This window comes from Aeromicrobium sp. A1-2 (genome assembly GCF_003443875.1).
In the GTDB taxonomy this organism is placed as follows: domain Bacteria; phylum Actinomycetota; class Actinomycetes; order Propionibacteriales; family Nocardioidaceae; genus Aeromicrobium.
Map to the genome: position 1 here is coordinate 3,127,763 of NZ_CP027482.1, position 23,141 is coordinate 3,150,903.

Below are 23,141 nucleotides of genomic sequence, written 5' to 3' on the forward strand. Positions count from 1 at the left end.
GGAAGGGCGGGTCCGGCTCGTCGCCGGACCCGCCCTTTCCCTTCGTACCAGCCGATCAGGCGCTCCGATCCTCACGAAATAGGTATCGATGACCACCGCAGAAGTCCTGGCCCCCACGCCTGGCCCGCCCGAATCGCCAGCGAAGCGCGGTGCCGGACTCAGTCCGCTCGCCCGCTACCTCCTCGTGCGCGCCGCGCTCCTGGTACCCATGGTCTGGGTGCTCGTCACAATGGTGTTCCTCCTCATGCGGGTCATCGGTGATCCGATCCAGGCAGCGCTGGGCGGGCGCCTGTCACCCGCGCAGATCGCTGAGCGAAAGGCCGACGCCGGCCTCGACCGGCCCATCCTGACGCAGTACTGGGAGTACATCTCCGGACTGTTCCGCGGCGACTTCGGCACGACCCTGACCGACAAGCGGCAGGTGTCGACGATCCTGGTCGAGAACGGCGCCGCGACGCTCGAGCTCGCCTTCTGGTCGCTGATCGTCGCCTTCGCGATCGGTATTCCGCTGGGACGGCTCGCCGCCCGCTACCGAGACCGGCTCCCTGACGTCTTGCTGCGACTGTTCGCGATCCTCGTGTACGCCGCGCCGGTCTTCTTCGTCGGGCTGCTGCTGAAGCTGGCCTTCACGCCGTTCGGCTGGCCGTCGTCAGGTCGCGCCTCGATCGGCACCGAGCTGACCCTGCAGGACGTCAATCCCCACACCAACATCATGATCGTCGACGCGATCCTGTGGGGCGACCCGGCCATGATCGGAGACGTGCTCAAGCACGCCATGCTCCCGGCCATCGCCCTGGGACTGCTCACGGGTGGCGTATTCCTCCGGCTCGTCCGGGTCAACCTTCTGCAGACGATGCGCATGGACTACGTCACCGCCGCGCGAGCCCGAGGTGTCAGTGAGCGGCGTGTCCTCAACAAGCACGCCTTCCGCAACGCACTGGTCCCGGTCGTCACTGTCATGGGCCTGCAGATCGCCCTGTTGCTCGGTGGCGCGATCCTGACCGAGACGACCTTTGAATGGAAGGGCCTGGGCTACCAACTCGCGGAGTACCTCATCAAGCGGGACTTCCTTGCTGTCCAGGGCATCGTCACGCTGATCGCGATCGTGGTCGGTGTGAGCAGCTTCCTGATTGACGTGATCGTTGCGTTCGTCGACCCCCGAGTGAGGTTCTGAGATGGCCGGCATCACCAAGAAGCTGGTTCCCACGATCGTGCGGCAGAGCCATGGCCTGCAACGGTTCATGCTGCTGTTCGGCTTCGCGATCATCGCCATCTTCCTGCTCGTCGCGATCTTCGCGCCATGGCTTGCCCCCTACAACTTCAACGCCGATCGCACCGCAGACGGCGTGGTGTTCGGCAGCCAGCAGGCGCCGTCCGCGGCTCACTGGTTCGGCACGACCGTTGGCGGCACGGATGTGCTGTCACGCGTCATCTTCGGAACCCGGACCGCGGTTGAGGTCATCGTGCTCGCCGTCCTGCTGTCGGGCGTCATCGGCGTGCCGCTCGGACTGGTGTCGGGATATCTCGGTGGCTGGCTCGACCGGGCACTCGTCCTGGTCATGGACGCGCTGTATGCGTTTCCGTCGCTCCTGCTCGCCATCGTCGTCGCCATCGTGCTCTCGGGCGGCAGCAGCAGCGCGTTCGGCGGAATCATGGCTGCGGCCATTTCGATCACCGTGGTGTTCATCCCGCAGTACTTCCGGGTGATTCGCAACGCCACCATCGCCGTCAAGGTCGAGCCCTATGTCGACTCGGCACGAGTCGTCGGCGTCCGCACACCGCGCATCCTGCGCAAGCACATCTTCTCGAACGTGTCTCAGTCGCTGCCGATCATCGGCACTCTCAACGCCTCCGAGGCGATCCTCACCTTGGCCGGTCTGGGATTCCTCGGCTTCGGCATCGAGCCGTCGGCCGCAGCCGAGTGGGGCTACGACCTCAACAAGGCCATGCCCGACGCATCATCGGGCATCTGGTGGACCGGTGTGTTCCCCGGTCTGGCGATCGTTCTCATCGTGCTGGGTGCCACGCTCGTCGGCGAAAGCCTCAACGACATCCTCAACCCGTTGCTGCGCAACCGCGGCACCGACACCACATCGGCCGACGAGGAAGAGATCGCCCACAAGTTCGAAGAGGTCACCGGCAGTGACGACGCGTCGGTCGAGGTTCGTGCCGAAGCGCCACCCGGTGATCCGAAACGTGTCGTCGCGCTGTCGCTGACCAAACTGGAAGTCACGTTCCAGACAGACGGTGGGCAGGTGCACGCGGTCAACGGTGTGAGCTTCGATGTCGCACCCGGCGAGGTTGTCGCGGTGGTGGGTGAGTCCGGCTCCGGGAAGTCGGTCAGCTCGCGGGCGATTCTCGGCCTGCTCCCCCCCAGTGCCGAGGTCGCCGGCTCGGTGCGCCTCGGTCAACGCGAGCTGCTCGGCATGTCCAACGACAAGCTCCGTCCGATCCGCGGCGACCAGGTATCGATGGTCTTCCAGGAACCGTCCACCGCCCTGAACCCGGTGTACACCGTCGGGTGGCAGATCATCGAGGGCCTGCAGGCGCACATCAACGTCTCGAAGAAGGACGCCCGCAAACGGGCGATCGAGCTGCTCGAGCTGGTTGGCATGCCCGATCCCGAGCACCGGGTCGACTACTACCCGCACCAGCTCTCGGGTGGTCAGAAGCAGCGAGTCGTCATCGCCATGGCGATCGCCTGCGAGCCTGACGTGATCATCGCCGATGAGCCAACCACGGCTCTCGACGTCACGGTCCAGGCTGCGATCCTCGAGCTCTTGCTGTCGCTGCGCGATCGGCTGGGGACTGCCATCGTGCTCATCACCCACAACATGGGTGTCGTCGCGGACATGGCAGATCGGGTCGTCGTGATGTACCGCGGCAATGTGGTCGAGACTGCGCCGGCACGGCAGCTTTTCGCGTCGCCAAAGCACCCCTACACGCGGGCGCTGCTCGACGCCGTTCCGCACCTCGGTCGCGAGAACGGTCCGGGGCTCGTGGAAGCCAACGACATCGTTCTCAAGGTGGACGACCTCGTCGTCGACTTCGCCGGCCGGTTCGGGCAACCGGTTTTTCGCGCCGTCGACCATGTGTCGCTCGAGGTGCGCAAGGGTGAGGTTCTCGGACTGGTCGGTGAGTCCGGCTCCGGCAAGTCGACCATCGGGCGGACGACGGTGGGTCTGCAGCAGCCCACCTCCGGCACGATCGACGTGTCGGGCAACCGAATCTCCGGGCTGTCGGATCGGCAGCTGCGGCCGTTCAGGTCGCGGTTCGGGTTCGTGTTCCAGGACCCCGCCTCATCGCTCAATCCGCGGATGTCGATCGGTCAGTGCATCGCCGAGCCCCTGCACGTACAGACCGACATGACGCAGGCAGAAGTCGACGCCAAGGTGAGGTCGCTGCTCGAGAGCGTCGAGCTGGGCGGTTCCTATTCCGAACGTTTTCCGCACGAGCTCTCCGGAGGACAACGACAGCGCGTCAGTCTCGCACGGGCGCTGTCGCTCGATCCGGATCTGCTGATCGCCGACGAGCCCACCTCCGCGCTCGACGTGTCGGTGCAGGCCAGGGTGCTCGAGCTGTTCACCGAGCTGCAGCATCGACTCCAGTTCGCGTGTCTGTTCATCAGCCACGACCTGGCTGTCGTGGACACACTTGCAAACCGGGTCGCGGTCATGCAGGACGGCAAGCTCGTCGAGATCGGGCCGCGCGACCAGGTCCTGGGCAATCCACGGGAGGACTACACCAAGCGGCTCATCGCGGCCGTTCCGGTGCCCGATCCCGATGAGCAACGGCGAAGGCGCGAGGAGCGCGGTCACCTGCTGACTGACATCTCCTGACGTGACCCTGGCCAGTTCAGGTCGTTGGTCCCTCCAGACCAATCTCCTGGAGGATCCATGTCCCGCACGCGACGTTTCACTGCAGCCTTTGCCCTGGTGGCATCGGGTGCACTGACGGTGTCCTCCATGGCCGCTCCTGCGGGCGCAGCCAAGCCCTCCCCCACGGTCTACAAGGAGTACGTCTCGCTCGGCGACTCCTGGACGGCCGATGTCGTCATCCTCAACGCGCAGGGTCTTCCCGCCACCGAGTTCGCCCCGATTGACTGTGCCCAGTCCCGCGTCAACTATCCGCGCCTTGTCGCCGCAGCCCTGAAGGTCAAGACCTTCCGTGACGCATCGTGTGGATCTGCGACGACCCAGCACTTCACCCAGCCGCAAACTGGCCTCCCGATCGGAGGCACCAACCCGCCGCAGTTCGATCGTCTGTCCAAGACCACCGATCTCGTGACGGTCGGCATCGGCGGCAACGACGCCGGCGTCGCCTCGGCCGCCATGGGATGTCTCAACCTGCTGCCAAATCTCGGCCTTGGCCTGCCGTCGCCCCTCGGTGGCTCCTGCAAGGACAAGCTGACGGCCGGGGGCAAGGACCAGCTGACGACTCAGATCCTGGCCGCCGAGCCGAAGGTCGTCGCTGCTCTCAAGGCGATCCACAAGAAGTCCCCGAAGGCGCGCATTCTGGCCGTCAACTACCTGGCCGCCGTGCCGAAAACCGGCTGCTACCCGTACGTGCAGGCCGACAATGCCGACATCGCCTATCTGTACGTGAAGTTCAACGAGCTCAACGCGATGGTCAAGAGGGCAGCGAAGAAGGGCGGAGCCGAGCTCGTCGACACCTACACGCCGACCATTGGTCACGACGTCTGCCAGCTGCCGCATGTGCGCTACGTCGAAGGCGTCATCCCGTTGTCACTCAACGCTCCGGCGCTGAGCATCCCGCTGCACCCCAACTCCTCCGGAGCTGCCGCTCAGGCGAAGGCAGTCCTCGCACAGATCCAGAAATAGGTTCATCGGGCGCGCAGGCGCCGGAGGGACACGGTCGGAGGTATGCACCCGGCCGAATCGACCCGGGTCCTGGTCGGGTGCCACCACCCGACCCGGATCCTGAGCGGCATCGCGGGTCTTGACGCAGACTGGGATGGTGAACACACGTGCCGCTCCGCCGCATGCCCCCGAGCGCCAGACGCTGGAGGCATTTCTGGACGTCTACCGCGTCACCGTCGTCCGCAAGGCGACGGGACTCACCGACGCCGACGGAGCACGGCGGCTCCTGCCGTCATTGACCACGGTGTCGGGACTGCTGCGACATCTCGCCGATAACGAGCGCAGCTGGTTCCGGGAGATCATGGCCGGTGAGGACGATGTGCCCAGCCTCTGGAGCGCCGAGGACCCCGACGCCGAGTTCCGGGTGACCCAGGACGACACCGTGGCCACGCTGATCGCCGACTACGAGACCGCCTGCGCGGAGTCCCGCGCGACGATCGAGGCGTTCAACCTCGAGGACCGGTGCGTCGGGCTCGAGCAGCAGTACACGCTCCGTTGGATTTTGCTCCACATGCTCGAGGAGACGGCCCGGCACGCCGGACACCTCGACATCCTGCGGGAGCTCCTAGACGGGAAGACCGGCGAATGACTCCGCTCCAGTCGGTCCGCAAGCGAGCCGGTGACGCGATCTTCGCCAGGGTCGCCGGGGACGAAGGTCCGGCGCGACGCGACCGGATCCATCTCGCCGAGGGTCCGCGCCGGTTTCCCTCGGGCTCACCCATCCATGTCGTGCATTCGGATGCGTCGATGTTCGTTGGCGGCATCCGAGCGCTGCTCCTGCAGTCGATGCACCCGCTCGCGATGGCGGCGGTCGACGCGCACTCGGGATTCCGCGGCGACCCGTGGGGCCGGTTGCAACGCACCAGCACGTTCCTGGCCGAGACGACCTTCGGGACCGATGAGGACGCCGACGGGGCCATCGCGGTCGTCCGAGCCGTCCACGACCGTGTCCGCGGCACGGCTCCCGACGGCCGGCCGTACGTTGCGTCCGACCCACACCTGATCCGCTGGGTCCACGTCGCCGAGATCGACAGCTTCCTGCGCGCGCACGACCGCTACGGCGCCCGCCCGCTCGATGCCGCAGGGCGCGACGAGTACGTCTCGCAGACAGCGCACGTGGCCCGCGCGCTGGGCGCTGTCGACGTCCCCGAGACGGTCGCGGAGCTCGAGCAGGTACTGGCCGACTACCGCCCCGAGCTCGAGGCGACCGACGCCGCCCGACGGGCGGCCCGCTTCATCTTGGTCCAGCCGCCGGTCCCGCTCACACTGCGAGCGCCGTATGGGCTGCTGTCCGCTGCGGGGGTCGCGATGATGCCCCGCTGGACGCGGTGGCCGCTGCGGCTGCCCTGGCTGCCGATCGTCGAGGCCACCGCGGTCCGCGCGAGTGGTGCCTTGATCACCAGCGCGATCCGCTGGGCGATCGGATCGGCGCCACCTATGCCGGATCACGCCTGACCGTGTGAGCCCCGCACATCGGGGTACGCGGTAGCGAAGGAGTGATTCATCGTGAAGAAGTTGACCCTGCTCGCCGCAGCGGCAGCCGGCTACGTCCTCGGCTCTCGCGCGGGACGCGAGAGGTACGACCAGATCAAGGCCCAGGCCACGAAGGCCTGGAACAATCCCACGGTGCAGAGCGCCGTCGACGACGTGCAGGCTCAGGCGAAGCAAGCAGGCGCCGACGCCGGGAGCAAGGTCGGGCACAAGGTCGCCGGTGCAGCGAGCGATGCCAAGGCCAAGGTCGCCGACCGGCTGTCCGGCGCCGACGCAGATCCGGCGTCAGACACGTACCGACCAGATGACGAGGTCGTCGGTCCGCCGCCCGCCCCCGGCGGGTCCCGCATTGCCGACGCGGCCCGGGAAGGGACCTCGTGACGCGCTCTGATCAGTCCGAGGCGTCCACCGGCCTGCTCATCGCCCAGGCCACCGAGGACATCTCCACCCTGATCCGCGACGAGATGCAGCTGGCCAAGCGTGATCTGGCGCAGAGCGGGAAGCGTCTGGGGACCGGGCTTGGCCTGTTCGGCGTTGCCGGAACGCTCGCGCTGTACGGCCTTGGCGCGCTGGTCGCCACCGCGATCCTCGCGATCGCCCAGTCGCTGGATCCGTGGCTCGCGGGCCTGATCGTGGCCGCGGCGCTGTTCTTCGTCGCCGGGCTGGCGGCGCTGGTCGGCAAGAACCGTGTGGGCAAGGTCGGCGAACCACCACTCGAGCGGGTCGACAGCGTCAAGGCGGACGTTGCGACGGCACGCCACGGTTCGGACGGAGGACACGCATGACCAGCGAGCTCGAGCAGGAGATCGACCAGACCAGGGAACACCTCGCCGCCACCGTCGACGCGCTGACTGCCAAGGCAGAGACCGGCCGGCGCCGCGCGACTGTCGTGGCTGGGATCAGCGCGGCTGCCGTCGTGGGACTGTTGCTCTGGCGCCGGTTCGGCTGACCCCTCAGCCGAGCAACGTACGGCGCAGCCAGTCCGCCTGGTCGGCGGCGATGCGCTGCTGACCTGCACCGAAGCACGGCTCGAAGTGATCGACGTCGTACCGGTGCAGCTCGGCTGCCGCGGCGCGCTCGGCGAGCCGTTCGATCGCCCGGTTCGAGACCGTGATGTCCCGCTCGCCGAGACTGACCCACACCGGGCACGTCAGGTCGCTCGCCAGCCGGACCGGGCGGTGGAACGCCACCGTCGCAAACACTGCCGGCGAGATCTCGTTGCGCCACGGTGAGCCTGGCGCCGCGGCGGCGGCGAACCCCTCGGCCTCGCCGGGCCAGGACATCGCTGCGCAAGACCCGGATGCTCCGGTGACCGGGATCAGGACGGGTCGGCCGGCCAGACTGCGCAACGCCGCCGCCATGACCCGCACCGCGACCAGCGGGCTGCGGCGGACCGTACCGATGACGCGGTGACGGCCGTCGAGGAATGGGTCCGTGAGGATCGCGCCGGCGATGCGCGGATCCGCGGCCGCGAGCTGCACCGCGGTGCCACCGCTGAAGGAGTATCCCCACACCACGATCCGATCGGGATCGACCCCGTCAAGTCCCCGTGCGTGCTCAACCGCCGCGACGAGATCGTCGCGCTGGTCCGCCGCGTTGAACGTCTGCCGTGGCTCCCCGCCGGAGTCGCCCAGGTGGCGGAAATCGAAAACCAGCACGGCTGCCCCGGCGGCGGCGAAGCGCTCGGCGTACGTCTCGAGGCCGTCGTGCCGAGTCATCGAGAATCCGTGCGCCATGACGACGCACGGCACCGGACCCGTGACGTCCTCAGGCCGGTAGAGCCAGGCGGCACACTCGTCGCTCCCCGACCTGAACGACAGGTCCTGGCGACTCACTGGCCGCGCGCGATCCACTCGTCAAGCTGTGGTGCCTCGGCACCGATCGTGGTGTCGTCGCCGTGACCGGTGTGGACCACGGTCTCGTCCGGGAGCATCAGCAGTCGCTCACGGATCGACCTGATGATCGTGTCGAAGTCCGAGTACGACCGTCCGGTCGCTCCGGGTCCGCCGGCGAACAGTGTGTCGCCGGTGAAGACGACACCCAGATCCTCGGAGTACAGGCACATGCTGCCTGGTGAGTGTCCCGGGGTCGGGATCGCCCGCAGCGTGGAGCCGGCGACCTCGAAGGTGGCGCCGGTGTGCAGCTCACGATCCGGCGGGGTGTCGTGCTCGACGTCCCACAGCATCCGGTCCGCGGGCGGGAACCAAACCTGGGCACCCGTGGCGCGGCCCAGCTCGACCGCGGCATTGATGTGGTCATTGTGGCCATGGGTCAGCACGATCGCGACGACCGAGCGGCCACCGATCGCGTCGAGGATCGCTGGGGCGTCGTGCGGCGCATCGATGACCAGCACCTCGGCGTCGTCGCCGACCAGCCAGACGTTGTTGTCGACATCCCAGCTGCCTCCGTCGAGGCAGAACTGGCCCGAGGTCACGACCTTGTTGATGCGGGCCGCCATCAGAGCTCCACGACCGAGCGCAGCACGGTGCCTTCGTGCATCTTGGCGAAGGCAGCCTCAACGTCGTCGATGCCGATCTTCTCGGTCACGAAGGCGTCGAGGTCGAGTCGGCCCTGCTGGTAGAGGTCGACCAGCATGGGGAAGTCGCGTGACGGCAGGCAGTCGCCGTACCAGCTGGACTTGAGCGATCCGCCACGGCCGAACACGTCGAGCAACGGGATCTCCAGCTGCATCTCCGGTGTCGGCACGCCGACCAGCACCACGGTGCCGGCCAGGTCGCGTCCGTAGAACGCCTGCTTCCACGTCTCGGGGCGGCCGACTGCGTCGATCACAACATCGGCGCCGTTGCCGCCGGTCAGTGCCTGGATCGCCTCGACGACGTCGCCGGCGCCGGCGTTGATCGTGTGGGTCGCGCCCATGCCCTTGGCCCACTCGAGCTTGCGGTCGTCCAGATCGATCGCGATGATCGTCGCGGCGTTGGCGAGTCGCGCTCCCGCGATCGCCGCGCTGCCCACCCCACCGCAGCCGATGACGGCGACGGAGTCGCCGCGCTGCACGTTGCCGGTGTTGATCGCGGCGCCGAGCCCCGCCATGACACCACAGCCCAGCAGGCCCACGGCTGCGGGCGAGGCAGTCGGGTCAACCTTGGTGCACTGGCCAGCAGCCACCAGGGTCTTGTCGGCAAAGGCCCCGATCCCGAGGGCGGGAGAGAGCTCCGTGCCGTCCTCGAGCGTCATCTTCTGCGTCGCGTTGTGGGTGTTGAAGCAGTACCACGGACGGCCGCGCAGGCAGGCCCGGCAGCTGCCGCACACAGCGCGCCAGTTGAGCACCACGAAGTCGCCCGGGGCCACGTCGGTGACGCCCTCGCCGACGGACTCCACTACGCCGGCGGCCTCGTGGCCCAGCAGGAACGGGAAATCGTCGTTGATGCCGCCCTCGCGATAGTGCAGGTCGGTGTGGCACACCCCGCAGGCCGCGATGTCGACCACGGCCTCACCCGGACCCGGGTCGGGGATCACGATGTTCTCGACGGTGACGGGTGCGCCCTTGGCACGAGCGATCACCCCACGGACGGTCTGCGGCATGCGGATCTCCTCGACGTGGTGGCGTTCACTGAGACGCTATCTGGCGGGTGGTTGCTCCGCCACAGCAGCCGCCACGGCAGGAGGATCCAGGTGAATTACATGCGTGTTGTTTGTCCACATGTATGTGCACAGGTGTGGATGAAGTCGGCCCGCCCACACGGCCCGGTGCCGCGTCGACGGTCTGCGCTTTTGGGTCACCGAACGACAAAACCTCCACCCCGTGATCGGGATGGAGGTTTGTCATGATGTGTGGGGGAGCCACGGGGATCCCTCGTCGGACGCCGTCCTCCGGGCGCCTTCGGCGCTGGTGGCACGGCGTGTTGGTGGAGCCACGGGGACTCGAACCCCGAACCCCCTGCTTGCAAAGCAGGTGCGCTACCAATTGCGCCATGGCCCCTCTGTCATGCACTCGCACCTTCGTGCGAGACCAACGTGTTCAGTTTTCAGCGGTCCCGCCAGGCGGAGCCGAGATCGTAGAGCCGGTCAGACCTGATCGCTGGCGGCGGCCCAGGTGTCGACGGGCTGCTGCTGCTTCGACCTGCCGATGGCCCAGATGACTCCGGCGATTGCCAGCCCGAGGGCGAGAATCTTCTTCATCTGGACCTCCATTCGAGTGGGCGTACGAGGACTTGAACCTCGGACCTCTTCCTTATCAGGGAAGCGCTCTAACCAAGCTGAGCTATACGCCCGCAACAGCGGTGAACTTTACCGCACCGCCCGCGGTCTCCCAAAACGGGGAGGGGTCAACTACTTCTCCTCGGTGAAAGTGACCTCCACGCCACCGAGAAGCTGGGCCGCCAAGTTGTACAGGTGCGCACCGATCGTGGCGACTGCGGTCAGCAGGATGACGTTGATCGCAGACAGCACCAGGGCCAGGCCCACCAAGCGTCCGAACCCGAGATAGTCAGTGATGTTGAAGCTCGACGAGTCGTCGCTCAGCACCGATGTCACGCTGCCGTTGATCTGGTCCCAGACACCCGTGGCCTCGAGCACAACCCAGAAGATCGTGACCGCGACGACCGAGACGATCATCATCGCGACGGAGATGGCGAACGCCAGTCGGGTGACCGACCACGGCTCGATGTGGGTCAGCCGCAGGCTCGCACGGCGACCTGAGCCGGACGCGGGAGATGGAGCCGTGGCGGGACGCGCCTTGTCCCTGAGCTTGTCGATCTTGTCCTTGACTGCCGGGATCACCGCGGTCGCCGAAGCAGACTGCGCGGTCGTGTGTGCATAGTCCGCCGCAGTGAGCGTCCGGCCCGTGGGCCCGCCGGTCGGCTTGCTCTGGCTCGTGGGAGGCATTGGCTTGTCCTTGGGCTCAGGCTGCTTCGGTGGGACCTTACGCGGACGACCCTTGTCGGTCTCGCTGACGGTCGGCTGGTTCGGAGCGGCCTTCTTGGCCGGCTCCTTCCTGGCCGCGGTCGCCTTCTTGGCCGATGATCCTGAAGGCTTCGGGACGCGCGGGACTGCCTGGGTAGGAGCCGCGTCCCCGGCGCCAGATCCTGGCGCAGAGCTCGGGTCCTGCTTGTCGTCTTCGCTCACTGGTCCTGATCCTCGTCGGTCGACGTCACCTCGGTCTGTGCCTCGTCCTGCGGAAGCTCGGCGTTGCGCGCAATCGTCACGACCCGGTCATTCCCCTTGAACTTCACGAAGCTCACCCCCATCGTGCCACGCCCGGTGGGATTGACACCTGAGACGAGGCTGCGAGTGACCTGGCCGGCCGCCGTCACCGAGATCACGTCCTCGGTATCGACCAGAACCAGACCACCGACGAGCTCACCCCGGTTCTCGGTGATCTGCATCGCCTTGATGCCCAGTCCGCCACGACCCTGCAGGCGGTACTGGTCAACCGGGGTCTTCTTGGCGTAGCCGCCGTCGGTGACCGTGAAGACGAACAGCTCATCGGCCTCCGGCACCTCGGTCTGCTCGAGGGCATCGGCCGAACGGCGGATGACCGACATCGAGAGCATCGAGTCCTCGCCGCGGAACTTCATGCCCGTGACACCTGAGGTTGCGCGTCCCATCGGGCGGAGCTGCTCGTCGTCGGCGCGGAACCGGATCGCCTGCGCCTTGCGGGAGATCAGGATCAGGTCGTCGTCGGGCGTGACGAGCTCGGCACCGATCAGCTCGTCGTCCTCGTCGCGGAAGTTGATCGCAATGACGCCGGCCTGACGCGGGCTGTTGTAGTCGCCCAGGCGGGTCTTCTTGACCAAGCCCTTCCTGGTCGCCAGCACGAGGTACGGCGCCTGCTCGTAGTCGCGGATCGCCAGGACCTGAGCGATGTCCTCATCGGGCTGGAACGACAACAGGCCGGCGACGTGCCCGCCCTTGGCATCACGTCCGGCCTCGGGCAGCTGGTACGCCTTGGCACGGTAGACCCGCCCAGCCGTCGTGAAGAACAGGATCCAGTGGTGGGCGGTCGTTGAGAACAGGTGCTCGACCATGTCGTCGCCGCGCAGTGCTGCGCCGCGAACACCCTTGCCGCCACGGTTCTGGACCCGGTAGAGGTCAGTCTTGGTCCGCTTGGCATAGCCGCCCTTGGTGATCGTGACCACGACCTCCTCGTCGGGGATCAAGTCCTCGTCGGACAGGTCGCCGTCCGCGGGGATGATCGACGAGCGGCGGTCGGTGCCGAACTTGTCGACAATCGCGGTGAGCTCGTCGGACACGATCTGACGCTGGCGCTCCGGCTTGGCGAGGATGTCCTTGAAGTCTGCAATCTCGATCTCGAGCTCCGCCAAGTTGTCGATGATCTTCTGCCGCTCGAGGGCAGCCAGACGACGCAGCTGCATGTCGAGGATCGCGCTGGCCTGAATCTCGTCGATCGCCAGCAAGCTCATGAGGCCCCCGCGAGCCTCGTCGACCGTCGGGCTGCGGCGGATCAACGCGATGACCTCGTCGAGGGCGTCGAGGGCCTTGGCGAGTCCGCGCAAGATGTGGGCGCGCTCCTCAGCCTGGTCCAAGAGGTACTGGGTGCGTCGCTGGATGACCTCGACCTGGTGGGTGATCCAGTTGCTGACGAAGCCGTCGAGCGTCAGGGTGCGCGGAACCTCGTCGACCAGTGCCAGCATGTTGGCGCTGAAGTTGGTCTGCAGCTCGGTGTGCTTGTAGAGGTTGTTGAGCACGACCCGGGCGATCGCGTCCTTGCGGATCTCGATGACGACGCGGCGACCGACGCGCGACGACGACTCGTCGCGCAGGTCCGAGATCCCCTGGATGCGACCGGCATTGACCAGGTCGGCGATCTTGCGCATCAGGTTGTCGGGGTTGACCTGATAAGGCAGTCCCGTGACGACAAGCTGGATGCGGCCCTTGGTGTCCTCCTCGATCGACACGATGGCTCGCATCATGATCGAGCCACGACCCGTGCGATACATGTCGTCGATGCCCTTGGTGCCGACGATCAGTGCGTCGGACGGGAAGTCAGGCCCCTTGACGCGCTCGATCAGCGCTTCGAGCAGCTCTTCCTTGGACGCGTCGGGGTGCGCCAGCGCCCACTGCGCACCCTCGGCGACCTCGCGCAGGTTGTGCGGCGGGATGTTGGTCGCCATGCCGACAGCGATACCTGCCGAGCCGTTGACCAGCAGGTTGGGGATGCGGGCCGGCAGGACCGTCGGCTCCTGCGAGCGGCCGTCGTAGTTGGGGCGGAAGTCGACGGTGTTCTTGTCGATGTCGCGCACCATCTCCATGGCGATCGGCGCGAGCCGGCACTCGGTGTACCGCATGGCGGCAGCGCCGTCGTCGCCCGGCGAGCCGAAGTTGCCCTGTCCGTCGATCATCGGTGCGCGCATGACCCACGGCTGGGCCAGACGGACCAAGGTGTCGTAGATCGCGGTGTCGCCGTGCGGGTGGTACTGACCCATGACGTCACCGACGATGCGGCTGCACTTGGAGAAGCCGCGGTCGGGCCGGTAACCGCCGTCGAACATCGCGTAGAGGACGCGGCGGTGCACCGGCTTGAGGCCGTCGCGCACGTCGGGAAGTGCGCGCGACACGATGACGCTCATGGCGTAGTCGATGTAGGAACGCTGCATCTCGTCCTGCAGCTCAACGTGCTCGATCCGGTCGTGCTCGGGAGGTGTGGTCTCAGTCATGTGGGGATCCCTGTCAGATCAGATGTCGAGGAAGCGGACGTCTTTGGCGTTGCGCTGGATGAACGAGCGCCGCTGCTCGACGTCCTCGCCCATCAGGATCGTGAACATCTCGTCGGCCATCGCGGCATCCTCGAGAGTCACCTGGCGCAAGATCCGGTTGGCCGGATCCATCGTGGTGTCCCACAGCTCGGAGTCGTTCATCTCGCCGAGACCCTTGTAGCGCTGGATCTGCTGGCCGACCTCCTTGGGAAGTCGCTTGCCGTCGGCTGCGCCGGCCCGGAGCATGACGTCGCGCTCGGCATCGGAGTAGGCCAGTTCGTCGGTCGAGTTGCTCCACTTGATCTTGTAGAGCGGCGGCTGGGCGAGGTAGACGTGCCCACCGTCGATCAGCGGCTTCATGAACCGGAACAGCAGGGTCAGCAGCAGCGTCGAGATGTGCTGGCCGTCAACGTCGGCATCGGCCATCAGGACGATCTTGTGATAGCGCAGCTTGGCGATGTCGAAGTCCTCGTGGACTCCGGTGCCGAGTGCCGAGATGATGGCCTGGACCTCGGCGTTCTGCAGGATCTTGTCGATGCGGGCCTTCTCGACGTTGAGGATCTTGCCGCGCAGCGGCAGGATCGCCTGGGTACGCGGGTCGCGACCGCCCTTGGCCGAGCCGCCGGCGGAGTTGCCCTCGACGATGAACACCTCGCACTCCTCTGGACTGCGCGACGAGCAGTCGGCCAGCTTGCCTGGAAGGCCGCCGCCGCCGAGGAAGCCCTTGCGGTTGCGGGCCAGGTCACGGGCCTTGCGGGCCGCCATGCGCGCGGTCGCGGCGTCGATCGACTTGCGCACGATGGTCTTGCCCTCGCCGGGGTGCTGCTCGAACCACGCACCGAGCTCTTCGTTGAGCACCGACTGGACGTACGACTTCGCCTCGCTGTTGCCCAGCTTGGTCTTGGTCTGGCCTTCGAACTGCGGCTCCTCGAGCTTGATCGAGACGATCGCGGTCAAGCCCTCCCGAATGTCCTCCCCCGAGAGGTTGTCGCTGGCCTTCTTGATCAGGCCCTGGGTCGTGGCGAACTTGTTGACCGTCGTGGTCAGTGCTGCCCGGAAGCCCTCCTCGTGCGTGCCGCCCTCGTGCGTGTTGATCGTGTTGGCGAAGGTGTGGACCGACTCGATGAAGCTGTCGTTCCATTGCATCGCGATCTCCAGCGACAGGCCCTTGGACTCATCCTCGGAGTCGATCGAGATGACATCGCGGTGGATCGGTGACTTGCTGCCGACGTTGATGTGCTCGACGTAGTCGACCAGGCCCTTGTCGTAGCGGAACCGGGCGTCGCGCTCGATCTCGTCGACGGCGGTGTCACCCTCGGCCGCGTCCTGGGCAGCGTCGCGGTCGTCGCGCAGGACGAGCTCGAGCCCCTTGTTGAGGAACGCCATCTCGCGGAACCGGGTCTTGAGCGTCTCGTAGTTGTAGACGACGCTCTCGAAGATGTCTTCGCTGGAGTAGAACGTCGTCGTCGTCCCGGTCTCGTCGGTCTCTTCGTGCCGCTCGAGTGGGGCATCCGGCACGCCGTACGTGAAGGACTGGGTCCAGCGGTAGCCGTCGCGCTTGATCTCGACGTCGAGCCGGGTCGACAGCGCGTTGACGACCGAGACGCCGACACCGTGCAGTCCGCCGGAGACCTTGTAGCCACCACCACCGAACTTGCCTCCGGCATGCAGCGAGGTGAGCACCAGTGTGACGGCAGGGATCTTTTCGGTCGGGTGCTCGTCGACCGGGATGCCTCGACCGTCGTCGACGACCCGCACGCCACCATCGGGCTGGAGCGTCACGGCGATGTGCGACGCGTATCCAGCCAGCGCCTCATCGACCGAGTTGTCGACGACCTCGTAGACCAGGTGGTGCAGGCCGCGCTCACCGGTCGAGCCGATGTACATGCCGGGACGCTTGCGGACCGCCTCCAGACCTTCGAGGACCTGAATGTTGCTGGCGTCGTATGAGGCTTCAGGATCTGGAGTTTGAGTCACTCGACCAGTATACGGGCGATTGTGTGCGTCTCAGTGGATACCCACAGTTCCAGGGTGGCGAGTCGCGACCACCGGGTGGCCCTGAGAGCCACAGAACGGCCGATTTGAAGCGGCCGGAGGCCCGTCACCAACCTCGGGTATCGCCCCGGGCGCCCCACGACGCCCATTCCGGGACCAGCGTCCGGCGCGGTCCCGAACACTTGGGGCGCATCGGGCATCGTAGAGGAATGATCACCGATGCCACCCGCCGCGACACCGCCATCCCGGCGCTCGGCGTTGCCGTGGTGGCAGCAGTCGTGCTGCTGGCGACCGTCCGCATCGCACTCCAGTCTTCCCGGGGACAGCACTGGGACAACTCTGCGATGACCACTGTCGTGGCGGGCAATGATGCCCAACTGACGTTGCTGAGCGGGCTCGGCTACGTCTCGATCGGCGCGATTGGGCTCGTCGCTGCAGGGTGCGTGCTGGTGGCCCTCCTCCGCGGCAACCTGCGCCTCGCGGTGGCCGCCGCGGTGCTCATCGCCGGTGCCAACATCACGACGCAGGTGCTCAAACGGGTCCTGCTCGATCGGCCCGACTTCGGCCTGGGAGTGCTCAACAGCCTGCCGAGCGGGCACACAACGGTCGTCGCGAGCGCGACAGGAGCCGTTCTGCTGGTGGCCCCCCGGGTGCTGCGGCCCGTGACCGCGGCCGTCGGCGGCTTCGCAACGACCCTGGTTGGCGCGTCGACGATCGTCGCGGGATGGCACCGCCCGGCGGACGTCGTGGCAGCGCTCGCGATCAGTCTGGTCTGGACCGGTGTCCTCGCGGCGATGATCCACGGACCACGCCACCCCGTCACCGGCACGTTCGTGAGCTCGGTGGTGGGCTGTGGCTCCGCGCTCGTCGTGCTCGTCGCGATCGGCGTCCGGCCTGCCTACGGCTGGGTCGGTTTCACCCAGGCCTCGCTGGTGCTGGGAGCTGTCACAGCCGTGACGGTGCTGTTCGTCGTCGCGGCTGCCGCGGTGTCTCCGGACGAATAGCCGCTGGTTGAGCCTGTCGAGAGCACGCTCGTTCGACAGGCTCAAGGACCGGGCTATCCGTAGGTGTCGCGGGGACCGCGAGCGCCGCGGATCGATCGGGGCCCCTTTTTCCACGACGGCGCCTGCGGTCCGCGCACGATGATGCGCAGCACCGACCCGTCACCGAGCTGTTCGTTGAGCTTGGCCACGACGCGCGGCGCGAGCATCCGCAGCTGGGTCGCCCACGCCGTCGAGTCCGTACGTACCTCGACCTCGCCATCGTCGAAGGCAATGACCTCCGAGTGCTGCGCGACCTCAGGGCCGACGATCCCGGCCCAGTCGGTGAAGACACGCTGCGCCGCGAGGCGTTCGTCCCAACCCTGGTCGTTGACGACCTGACCGAGCAGGTCGGCGAGCGGGCTCGGTTCGTCGCGCTTGTCGCGTGAGGGCTTGGCGGGTCGTACGCGACGCTTGCCGGACGGCGGGACGGGTGTGGCTTTGCCCCGATAGGAGTTGGCGATGTCGCGGGCCAGGCCGAGCCCGTCCTCGCGCGGTGTCGGCTCGTCGGGATCAGGCACGGACGACCTCCCCTCCCGCGACATCGAAGCGATGACCCTTCAGCGCCCCGGGCACGTCGTCGGCAACGGCGGCCGTGACGAGCACCTGCTCGGCATCGCCGACGAGCTCGGCCAGCTGTTGCCGCCGGCCCTGATCGAGCTCGGCAAAGACATCGTCCAGGATCAGCACCGGGTCGTCGTCATCCTCGCGCAGCAGCTCGAACGACGCCAGCCTCAACGCGAGGGCAAGCGACCACGACTCACCGTGGCTGGCATATCCCTTGGCCGGCAGGTCGCCGATCATCAGCGTGACCTCGTCCCGGTGCGGGCCCACCAGGCTGATGCCGCGGTCCATCTCGTCCTGTCGCCGGCGGGCGATCTCGTCCATCAGCGCTTCCTGGATCACTGCCTGGTCACGGATGTCGGGCGCCAGGTCGAGTGACGGCTTGTACGACGCGGTGATGGTCCGCCGGTCGGGGGCCGATGCCGCCGCGACGCGGACGTACGCCTCGACCAGGTACGGTCCGAGCGCGTCAAGCAGGCGAAGTCGGTTCGCCACGAGCTCGGCGCCGGTGCGTGCGAGGTTCTCGTCCCAGATGTCGAGGGTCGCGATCTCGACGTTGCGCCGCCCCCGCGCCGACTTCAGCAGCGTGTTGCGCTGCTTGAGCACGCGGTCGTAGTCCGCACGGACGCCGGCCAGCCGCGGCGTGCGCAGCACCAGGAGCGAGTCCAGGAATCGGCGTCGGTCGGACGGATCGCCCTTGACCAGCGCGAGATCCTCCGGCGAGAACATGACGGTCCGCAGGACGCCGATGATGTCGCGGGTTCGTGGCAGAGCCCCGCGGTTGACCCGGGCGCGGTTGGACTTGCCGGGCGTGATCTCGAGCTCCAACAGGGCCTTGCGGTCACCGCGGACCACGTCGGCCCGCACGACTGCGCGCTCGGCGCCCGCCCGCACCAGCGGCGTGTCGCCCGAGACGCGGTGCGAGTCCAGTCGGGAGAGATAGTCGATGGCCTCGACCAGATTGGTCTTGCCCTGGCCGTTCGACCCGATGAATGCTGTCGCTCCGGGGTCGAGGTCGATCTCGACCGAGGCGTACGACCGGAAGTCGTGCAGGATCAAACGGCTGACGTGCACGCCTAGACGGGATCCGAAGGATTCGGATCGGCGGGAGCGACACCAGCCTCCTCGGCGGCACGCACGGCATGTCCGCCGAACTGCTGGCGCATCGCGGCGACGGCCTGCATCGCGGGCGACTCCTCCTGGCGGGAGCTGAATCGTGCGAACAACGATGCCGCGATCGTGTGCATCGGCACCGCGTTGTCGATCGCGGCCTCAACGGTCCAACGGCCCTCGCCCGAGTCCTCGGCGTAGCCGCGGACCTTTGACAGGCCCGGGTCCTCCTCGAGCGCCTTGACCAGCAGGTCGAGCAACCAGGATCGAACGACCGTGCCGGTGCGCCATGAATCGAAGACCTCGGTGACGTTGTCGACCATGTCGACCTTCTCGAGCAGCTCGAAGCCCTCGGCGTACGCCTGCATCATGGCGTACTCGATGCCGTTGTGAACCATCTTGGAGAAGTGCCCGGCGCCGACGCGACCTGCATGGACGAACCCCGAGTCGCCCTCGGGCTTGAGCGCATCGAAGGCGAACTGCACCTTGGCGATGTCCTCAGACGTGCCGCCGGCCATCAGGGCGTAGCCGTTGTCGAGTCCCCACACGCCACCGCTGACGCCACAGTCGACGTAGCCGATGTTCTTCTTCTCGGCCAGGGCCGCGTGCTTCTCGTCGTCGGTCCAGCGCGAGTTGCCGCCGTCGACGATGACATCGCCCTCGCCGAGCAGCTCGATGAGCTCCTCGACCGTCGCCCGAGTGATGTCACCGGCGGGAACCATGACCCAGACGATCTTGGGGCTGGGCAGCCGGTCCACCATGTCGGCCAGGGACGACGCGTCGCTGATGTCCGGATTGCGGTCGTAGCCGACCACTGTGACGTCGGCATTGCGCAGGCGCGTGCGCATGTTGCCGCCCATCTTGCCGAGACCGACGATTCCGATGTCCATGGCCGTCACGATTCCCTTCGTCAGCTCTGCAGGCGAACCGGCATGATCAGGTAGCGGAACGCGACGTCCGGGTCGGCTCCGATCTCCGATACGCCTGATATCGCAGCAGGTTTGGTGTGCTGGGTGAAGGACAGGTGCACGACCGGATCGGACATGACCGCGAGCCCTTCCAGCAGGTAGGTCGGGTTGAAGCCGATCGAGATGTCGGCCCCGTTGATTGTCGCCTCGATCGACTCCGAGGCCTGGGCCTCGTCGCCGCTTCCGGCCTCGAGCAGCAGCTGCCCGTCCGAAAAGCTCAGGCGTACGGGTGTGTTGCGCTCCGCCACCAGGGCGACGCGCTTGACCGAGTCGACGAACGCCTGTGTCTCGACGTACGCGACCGTCTCGGCCTGGGCCTGGAACAGCTGACGCACGCGGGGGAAGTCCCCCTCGAGCAGGCGGGTCGTGGTGCGGCGGGTGCCGTTGCCCACGACGCCCTCGAAGCCGATCAGTCCGTCGCCGGCCTCGCCCGACGACACCGCGATGGTCACATCGCCGCCGGAGGTCAGGGCTCTTGCCGTCTCGTTGAGGACCCGCGCTGGCACGAGCGCCTGGGCGGAGAGGTCACTGGACTCGGGATACCACTCGAGATCACGCAGGCTGGCGCGGAATCGGTCGGTCGCCATCAGCGAGATCTTCGAACCTTCCAGCTCGAGCCGGACGCCGGTCAGCAGCGGAAGCATCTCGTCGCGCCCCGCGGCGGCACTGGCCTGGGACACCGCCGTGGCGAAGTCGTCGGCCTTGATCGTGCCGGATGCGGTTGGCATCTCGGGCAGCTGCGGGTACTCCTCGACGGGCATGGTCTGCAGGCTGAAGCGCGCGTTGCCGCACACGACCTGGACCTTGGTGCCATCGAGCGAGACGTCGACCGGCTTCGCCGGGAGGGACTTGACGATCTCGGCCAGGAGACGTCCCGAGACCAGAGCGCGGCCGTCGGCGCTGACCTCGGCCGGGAGCGTCGCGCGGGTCGAGGTCTCGTAATCGAAGCCCGACAGGGTCAAGCCATCCGCGGCCGTCTCGATCAGGAGACCGGCGAGGACCGGGACGCTCGGACGGTTGGGCAGGCTGCGCGCTGTCCAGGCGACGGCGTCGGCGAGCGTGTCGCGGTCGATGCGGAATTTCACGTGGTGGGGCCTTTCCGGGGACGGGAGCCGTCGTGATGAATCCTGCCACGGGATGCGTCGCGGGAGGTACCCAGGGGAACTCCAGAAATTGTCATCCACACACAGGCCGACACGTGACTTCTGCGGGTCTTGCGGAGATATAGAAGAGTAGTAGTCGTAGTAGCCTCTGTGGATTCGGTGGACAACCCCGATTCCTGCTGGCGAGACAGTGTTTGGACCGGTGGACAACCTGTGGTTCCAGCAGGCCCAAAACTACAACCTCCTGTGGATGTCCGCCGGCCGTTCACATCGTGTTCACATCGTGACCGAAGATGTCCACGTGACAGGTGGGTTTTCCCACAGCCTCGTCCCCAGGTGTGAATGGTCGATTTTGACCATTCACAGGTCATGACTGTCGGGCTTGCTGCTTGATGCGGGCGGTCAGCTCGGTGACCTGGTTGTAGACCGCGTGCTTCTCAGCCATGAGCTTGCGGATCTTGCGATCGGCGTGCATCACCGTGGTGTGGTCGCGGTTGCCGAATTCCTGTCCGATCTTTGGCAGCGACATCTCGGTGAGCTCTCGGCACAGGTACATCGCGATCTGGCGCGCGAGCACCAGATCGCGGCTGCGGTTGGTGCTGCACAGGTCGTCGATCGAGAACTCGGAGTACGCCGCGGTCTGCGCCATGATCATGCCGACCGTGATGTCGGGTTCCTCGCCCTCGGCAATGAGGTCCTTGAGGACGATCTGTGCGAGCTGCAGGTCGACCGTGGTGCCGTTGAGGTTCGCGAAGGCCGTGGCCCGAATCAGCGCACCCTCGAGCTCTCGAATGTTGGTCTGCACCTTGCTGGCGATGAATTCGAGCACGTCCGCCGGCGCTGTGAGCTTCTCGTTGGCGGCCTTCTTGCGGAGGATCGCGATGCGGGTCTCGAGATCGGGTGGTTGGACGTCGGTCGTCAGGCCCCATTCGAATCGATTGCGCAACCGGTCCTCGAGGGTCGTGAGGTTCTTGGGTGGCCGGTCCGACGTCATGACGATCTGCTTGTTCTCGTTGTGCAGTGCGTTGAACGTGTGGAAGAACTCGGTCTGTGTCGACTCCTTGCCCTCCAGGAACTGGATGTCGTCGACCAGGAGGACGTCGATCTCCCGATACTTGCGCTTGAGCGCGGCAGTGCGGTTCTCACGAATCGCGTTGATGACGTCGTTCGTGAACTCCTCGCTGTTGACGTAGCGCACCCGCGACGAGGGATAGAGGTTGAGGACGTAGTGGCCTATCGCGTGCAGCAGGTGGGTCTTGCCCAGACCGGACTCGCCGTGGATGACCAAGGGGTTGTACGCCTTGCCCGGCGCCTCCGCGACGGCGACGGCCGCGGCGTGCGCAAATCGGTTGGACGAGCCGATGACGAAGTTCTCGAACAGGTATCGGGGGTTGAGTCGTGCCTCGGCCACGCTGCCGATGCGCGGTGGACCGGTCTTGCGCTCCGCCCAGCTCGGCACGAACTCGTCCTGCGCATCGTCGTCATCGTCGAGATCGCTGTCGGGCACGTAGCGGTTAGGTCGATTTGTCGACATATCGTCTTGTGGACTTTGACTGAAGTCAATCAGAGTCGGCTCAATCGTGACGACGAGGCGCGTCTGCTGCTGCAGTGCCGTGCTGATCGCGTGTTCGAGCGCGGGGCGCACACGGGACTCAAGCTGTGCGCGGGTCAGGTCGTCCTGCACTGCGACAATCAGGATGTTGTTGTGCAGCGTGAGCGGCTTGGCCGAGTAGACCCAGACCTTCGCCCCCGGGGAGAGTGTGTCGACGGCTCCCTGCCAGACGCGGTTGAGATGTTCTTCCGGGCTGGGTTCCTGGCCGTCGCTCATTCAAATGCCTCCCGACATGTCCACAGGGTTTTCCACATGGTGTGAATGCGAACTCGAGAGTTGAGGCGGCCCTTGTGGAAAAGTCGATACCGCGGTGACGCTAGCAGCCTTGGAAGGTCCATACAAGCGGATTTCCCCAGCGCGTCCGGAGCCTGCGGCGTGTCGTGTGGACGGCGCTTCGCCTGTCGCGTATGAGTGTCAGTTTGACCGCGGTGCGGGCCACCCGTACCGTTGTCTAGTCGTCCTAGAACGACTTCCGCCGCATGCCCATGACAACTGCACTATCCGGTTGTGGGCGAGCGGTGGCCGTCGACCGGCCCAGACCGAATCCGTGAGGAACACATCGTGAGCAAGCGTACTTTCCAGCCGAACACCCGTCGTCGTAGCAAGAAGCACGGCTTCCGCCTTCGCATGCGCACCCGCGCCGGCCGCGCCATCCTGGGCGACCGTCGCCGCAAGGGCCGCGCCAAGCTGTCTGCCTGATCC

At 66.7% G+C, this 23,141-nt stretch carries 21 protein-coding genes and 2 tRNA genes; 10 read left to right on the forward strand and 13 right to left on the reverse strand.

Translation table 11 applies throughout. From position 1 onward, the window contains the following. Positions 1 to 88: 88 nt before the first annotated feature. The 8 genes from C6I20_RS15390 (at position 89) to C6I20_RS15425 (ending at position 7,320) form a co-directional block, all read left to right on the forward strand. On the forward strand, positions 89 to 1,174 hold the full coding sequence (locus tag C6I20_RS15390; protein WP_118397626.1) for an ABC transporter permease: 1,086 nt from the start codon (positions 89 to 91) through the stop codon (positions 1,172 to 1,174). A gap of 1 nt (position 1,175) precedes the next feature. Beyond that, positions 1,176 to 3,839: a dipeptide ABC transporter ATP-binding protein gene (locus C6I20_RS17655; RefSeq protein WP_118397629.1), complete on the forward strand. Its 2,664-nt coding sequence runs from the start codon at positions 1,176 to 1,178 to the stop codon at positions 3,837 to 3,839. Positions 3,840 to 3,896: 57 nt separating this feature from the next. After that, complete coding sequence (locus C6I20_RS15400; RefSeq protein WP_118397632.1) at positions 3,897 to 4,841, forward strand: SGNH/GDSL hydrolase family protein; 945 nt, start codon at positions 3,897 to 3,899, stop codon at positions 4,839 to 4,841. Positions 4,842 to 4,977: 136 nt separating this feature from the next. Next, on the forward strand, positions 4,978 to 5,469 hold the full coding sequence (locus C6I20_RS15405; RefSeq protein ID WP_216822912.1) for a DinB family protein: 492 nt from the start codon (positions 4,978 to 4,980) through the stop codon (positions 5,467 to 5,469). Beyond that, positions 5,466 to 6,335, forward strand: coding sequence for an oxygenase MpaB family protein (locus C6I20_RS15410; RefSeq protein WP_118397638.1), 870 nt, complete (start codon positions 5,466 to 5,468; stop codon positions 6,333 to 6,335). The genes C6I20_RS15405 and C6I20_RS15410 overlap by 4 nt, the downstream gene beginning before the upstream one ends. Positions 6,336 to 6,386: 51 nt before the next feature. Then, positions 6,387 to 6,752, forward strand: a complete 366-nt coding sequence (locus C6I20_RS15415; RefSeq protein WP_118397641.1) for a YtxH domain-containing protein — start codon at positions 6,387 to 6,389, stop codon at positions 6,750 to 6,752. Further along, positions 6,749 to 7,156 (forward strand): phage holin family protein, encoded by a 408-nt coding sequence (locus C6I20_RS15420; RefSeq protein ID WP_118397645.1) that lies wholly within the window; start codon positions 6,749 to 6,751, stop codon positions 7,154 to 7,156. The genes C6I20_RS15415 and C6I20_RS15420 overlap by 4 nt, the downstream gene beginning before the upstream one ends. Next, a complete protein-coding gene (locus C6I20_RS15425) occupies positions 7,153 to 7,320 on the forward strand; it encodes a DUF3618 domain-containing protein (RefSeq protein WP_118397648.1) in 168 nt (55 codons plus the stop codon). Before C6I20_RS15420 ends, C6I20_RS15425 begins: the two co-directional genes overlap by 4 nt. A gap of 4 nt (positions 7,321 to 7,324) precedes the next feature. Here C6I20_RS15425 and C6I20_RS15430 read toward each other — a convergent pair whose 3' ends face one another. The 8 genes from C6I20_RS15430 to gyrB all read right to left on the reverse strand — a co-directional run bounded on the left by C6I20_RS15430 (position 7,325) and on the right by gyrB (position 16,024). Continuing rightward, positions 7,325 to 8,224, reverse strand: a complete 900-nt coding sequence (locus C6I20_RS15430) for an alpha/beta hydrolase (protein WP_118397651.1) — start codon at positions 8,222 to 8,224, stop codon at positions 7,325 to 7,327. Beyond that, on the reverse strand, positions 8,203 to 8,829 hold the full coding sequence (locus C6I20_RS15435) for an MBL fold metallo-hydrolase (protein ID WP_118397654.1): 627 nt from the start codon (positions 8,827 to 8,829) through the stop codon (positions 8,203 to 8,205). Before C6I20_RS15435 ends, C6I20_RS15430 begins: the two co-directional genes overlap by 22 nt. Next, positions 8,829 to 9,914, reverse strand: a complete 1,086-nt coding sequence (locus C6I20_RS15440) for an S-(hydroxymethyl)mycothiol dehydrogenase (RefSeq protein WP_118397657.1) — start codon at positions 9,912 to 9,914, stop codon at positions 8,829 to 8,831. The genes C6I20_RS15435 and C6I20_RS15440 overlap by 1 nt, the downstream gene beginning before the upstream one ends. 321 nt (positions 9,915 to 10,235) lie before the next feature. Further along, positions 10,236 to 10,311 (reverse strand) — tRNA-Ala (locus C6I20_RS15445). A 217-nt stretch (positions 10,312 to 10,528) separates the two neighbouring features. Continuing rightward, positions 10,529 to 10,603: transfer RNA gene (locus C6I20_RS15450), tRNA-Ile, on the reverse strand. A gap of 58 nt (positions 10,604 to 10,661) precedes the next feature. After that, on the reverse strand, positions 10,662 to 11,456 hold the full coding sequence (locus C6I20_RS15455; protein WP_254052162.1) for a DUF3566 domain-containing protein: 795 nt from the start codon (positions 11,454 to 11,456) through the stop codon (positions 10,662 to 10,664). Then, positions 11,453 to 14,008 carry a DNA gyrase subunit A gene (gyrA, locus tag C6I20_RS15460; protein ID WP_118397660.1) on the reverse strand — a complete coding sequence of 852 codons (2,556 nt, stop codon included), beginning with the start codon at positions 14,006 to 14,008 and terminating at the stop codon, positions 11,453 to 11,455. Before gyrA ends, C6I20_RS15455 begins: the two co-directional genes overlap by 4 nt. Positions 14,009 to 14,026: 18 nt before the next feature. After that, positions 14,027 to 16,024 (reverse strand): DNA topoisomerase (ATP-hydrolyzing) subunit B, encoded by a 1,998-nt coding sequence (gyrB, locus tag C6I20_RS15465; RefSeq protein WP_118397663.1) that lies wholly within the window; start codon positions 16,022 to 16,024, stop codon positions 14,027 to 14,029. 227 nt (positions 16,025 to 16,251) lie between these two features. On the opposite strand from gyrB, the gene C6I20_RS15470 reads away from it, so the two are divergent. Then, positions 16,252 to 17,046: a phosphatase PAP2 family protein gene (locus C6I20_RS15470; protein WP_162891368.1), complete on the forward strand. Its 795-nt coding sequence runs from the start codon at positions 16,252 to 16,254 to the stop codon at positions 17,044 to 17,046. A gap of 53 nt (positions 17,047 to 17,099) precedes the next feature. Here C6I20_RS15470 and C6I20_RS15475 read toward each other — a convergent pair whose 3' ends face one another. The 5 genes from C6I20_RS15475 to dnaA form a co-directional block, all read right to left on the reverse strand. Further along, entirely contained in the window at positions 17,100 to 17,603 is a 504-nt protein-coding gene (locus C6I20_RS15475; RefSeq protein WP_162891369.1) for a DUF721 domain-containing protein, read from the reverse strand. Then, positions 17,596 to 18,720: a DNA replication/repair protein RecF gene (gene recF / locus C6I20_RS15480; protein WP_118397672.1), complete on the reverse strand. Its 1,125-nt coding sequence runs from the start codon at positions 18,718 to 18,720 to the stop codon at positions 17,596 to 17,598. The genes C6I20_RS15475 and recF overlap by 8 nt, the downstream gene beginning before the upstream one ends. A 2-nt stretch (positions 18,721 to 18,722) precedes the next feature. Beyond that, complete coding sequence (gnd, locus tag C6I20_RS15485; protein WP_118397675.1) at positions 18,723 to 19,646, reverse strand: phosphogluconate dehydrogenase (NAD(+)-dependent, decarboxylating); 924 nt, start codon at positions 19,644 to 19,646, stop codon at positions 18,723 to 18,725. Between the two features lie 20 nt (positions 19,647 to 19,666). After that, positions 19,667 to 20,809, reverse strand: coding sequence for a DNA polymerase III subunit beta (gene dnaN / locus C6I20_RS15490; protein WP_118397678.1), 1,143 nt, complete (start codon positions 20,807 to 20,809; stop codon positions 19,667 to 19,669). 385 nt (positions 20,810 to 21,194) lie between these two features. After that, positions 21,195 to 22,655 (reverse strand): chromosomal replication initiator protein DnaA, encoded by a 1,461-nt coding sequence (gene dnaA, locus C6I20_RS15495; protein ID WP_118397681.1) that lies wholly within the window; start codon positions 22,653 to 22,655, stop codon positions 21,195 to 21,197. 345 nt (positions 22,656 to 23,000) lie between these two features. Here dnaA and rpmH point away from each other — a divergent pair, with 345 nt between their 5' ends. Further along, positions 23,001 to 23,138 carry a 50S ribosomal protein L34 gene (gene rpmH, locus C6I20_RS15500; RefSeq protein ID WP_118399011.1) on the forward strand — a complete coding sequence of 46 codons (138 nt, stop codon included), beginning with the start codon at positions 23,001 to 23,003 and terminating at the stop codon, positions 23,136 to 23,138. Positions 23,139 to 23,141: the final 3 nt, after the last annotated feature.

Excerpts from the sequence above, each read along its gene's own strand:
- C6I20_RS15390 (WP_118397626.1), top strand. The coding sequence starts at position 89 with ATGACCACCGCAGAAGTCCTGGCCCCCACGCCTGGCCCGCCCGAATCG.
- C6I20_RS17655 (WP_118397629.1), top strand. The coding sequence starts at position 1,176 with ATGGCCGGCATCACCAAGAAGCTGGTTCCCACGATCGTGCGGCAGAGC.
- C6I20_RS15400 (WP_118397632.1), top strand. The coding sequence starts at position 3,897 with ATGTCCCGCACGCGACGTTTCACTGCAGCCTTTGCCCTGGTGGCATCG.
- C6I20_RS15410 (WP_118397638.1), top strand. The coding sequence starts at position 5,466 with ATGACTCCGCTCCAGTCGGTCCGCAAGCGAGCCGGTGACGCGATCTTC.
- C6I20_RS15425 (WP_118397648.1), top strand. The coding sequence starts at position 7,153 with ATGACCAGCGAGCTCGAGCAGGAGATCGACCAGACCAGGGAACACCTC.
- C6I20_RS15435 (WP_118397654.1), bottom strand. The coding sequence starts at position 8,829 with ATGGCGGCCCGCATCAACAAGGTCGTGACCTCGGGCCAGTTCTGCCTC.
- C6I20_RS15440 (WP_118397657.1), bottom strand. The coding sequence starts at position 9,914 with ATGCCGCAGACCGTCCGTGGGGTGATCGCTCGTGCCAAGGGCGCACCC.
- gyrA (WP_118397660.1), bottom strand. The coding sequence starts at position 14,008 with ATGACTGAGACCACACCTCCCGAGCACGACCGGATCGAGCACGTTGAG.
- C6I20_RS15470 (WP_162891368.1), top strand. The coding sequence starts at position 16,252 with ATGATCACCGATGCCACCCGCCGCGACACCGCCATCCCGGCGCTCGGC.
- gnd (WP_118397675.1), bottom strand. The coding sequence starts at position 19,646 with ATGGACATCGGAATCGTCGGTCTCGGCAAGATGGGCGGCAACATGCGC.
- dnaA (WP_118397681.1), bottom strand. The coding sequence starts at position 22,655 with ATGAGCGACGGCCAGGAACCCAGCCCGGAAGAACATCTCAACCGCGTC.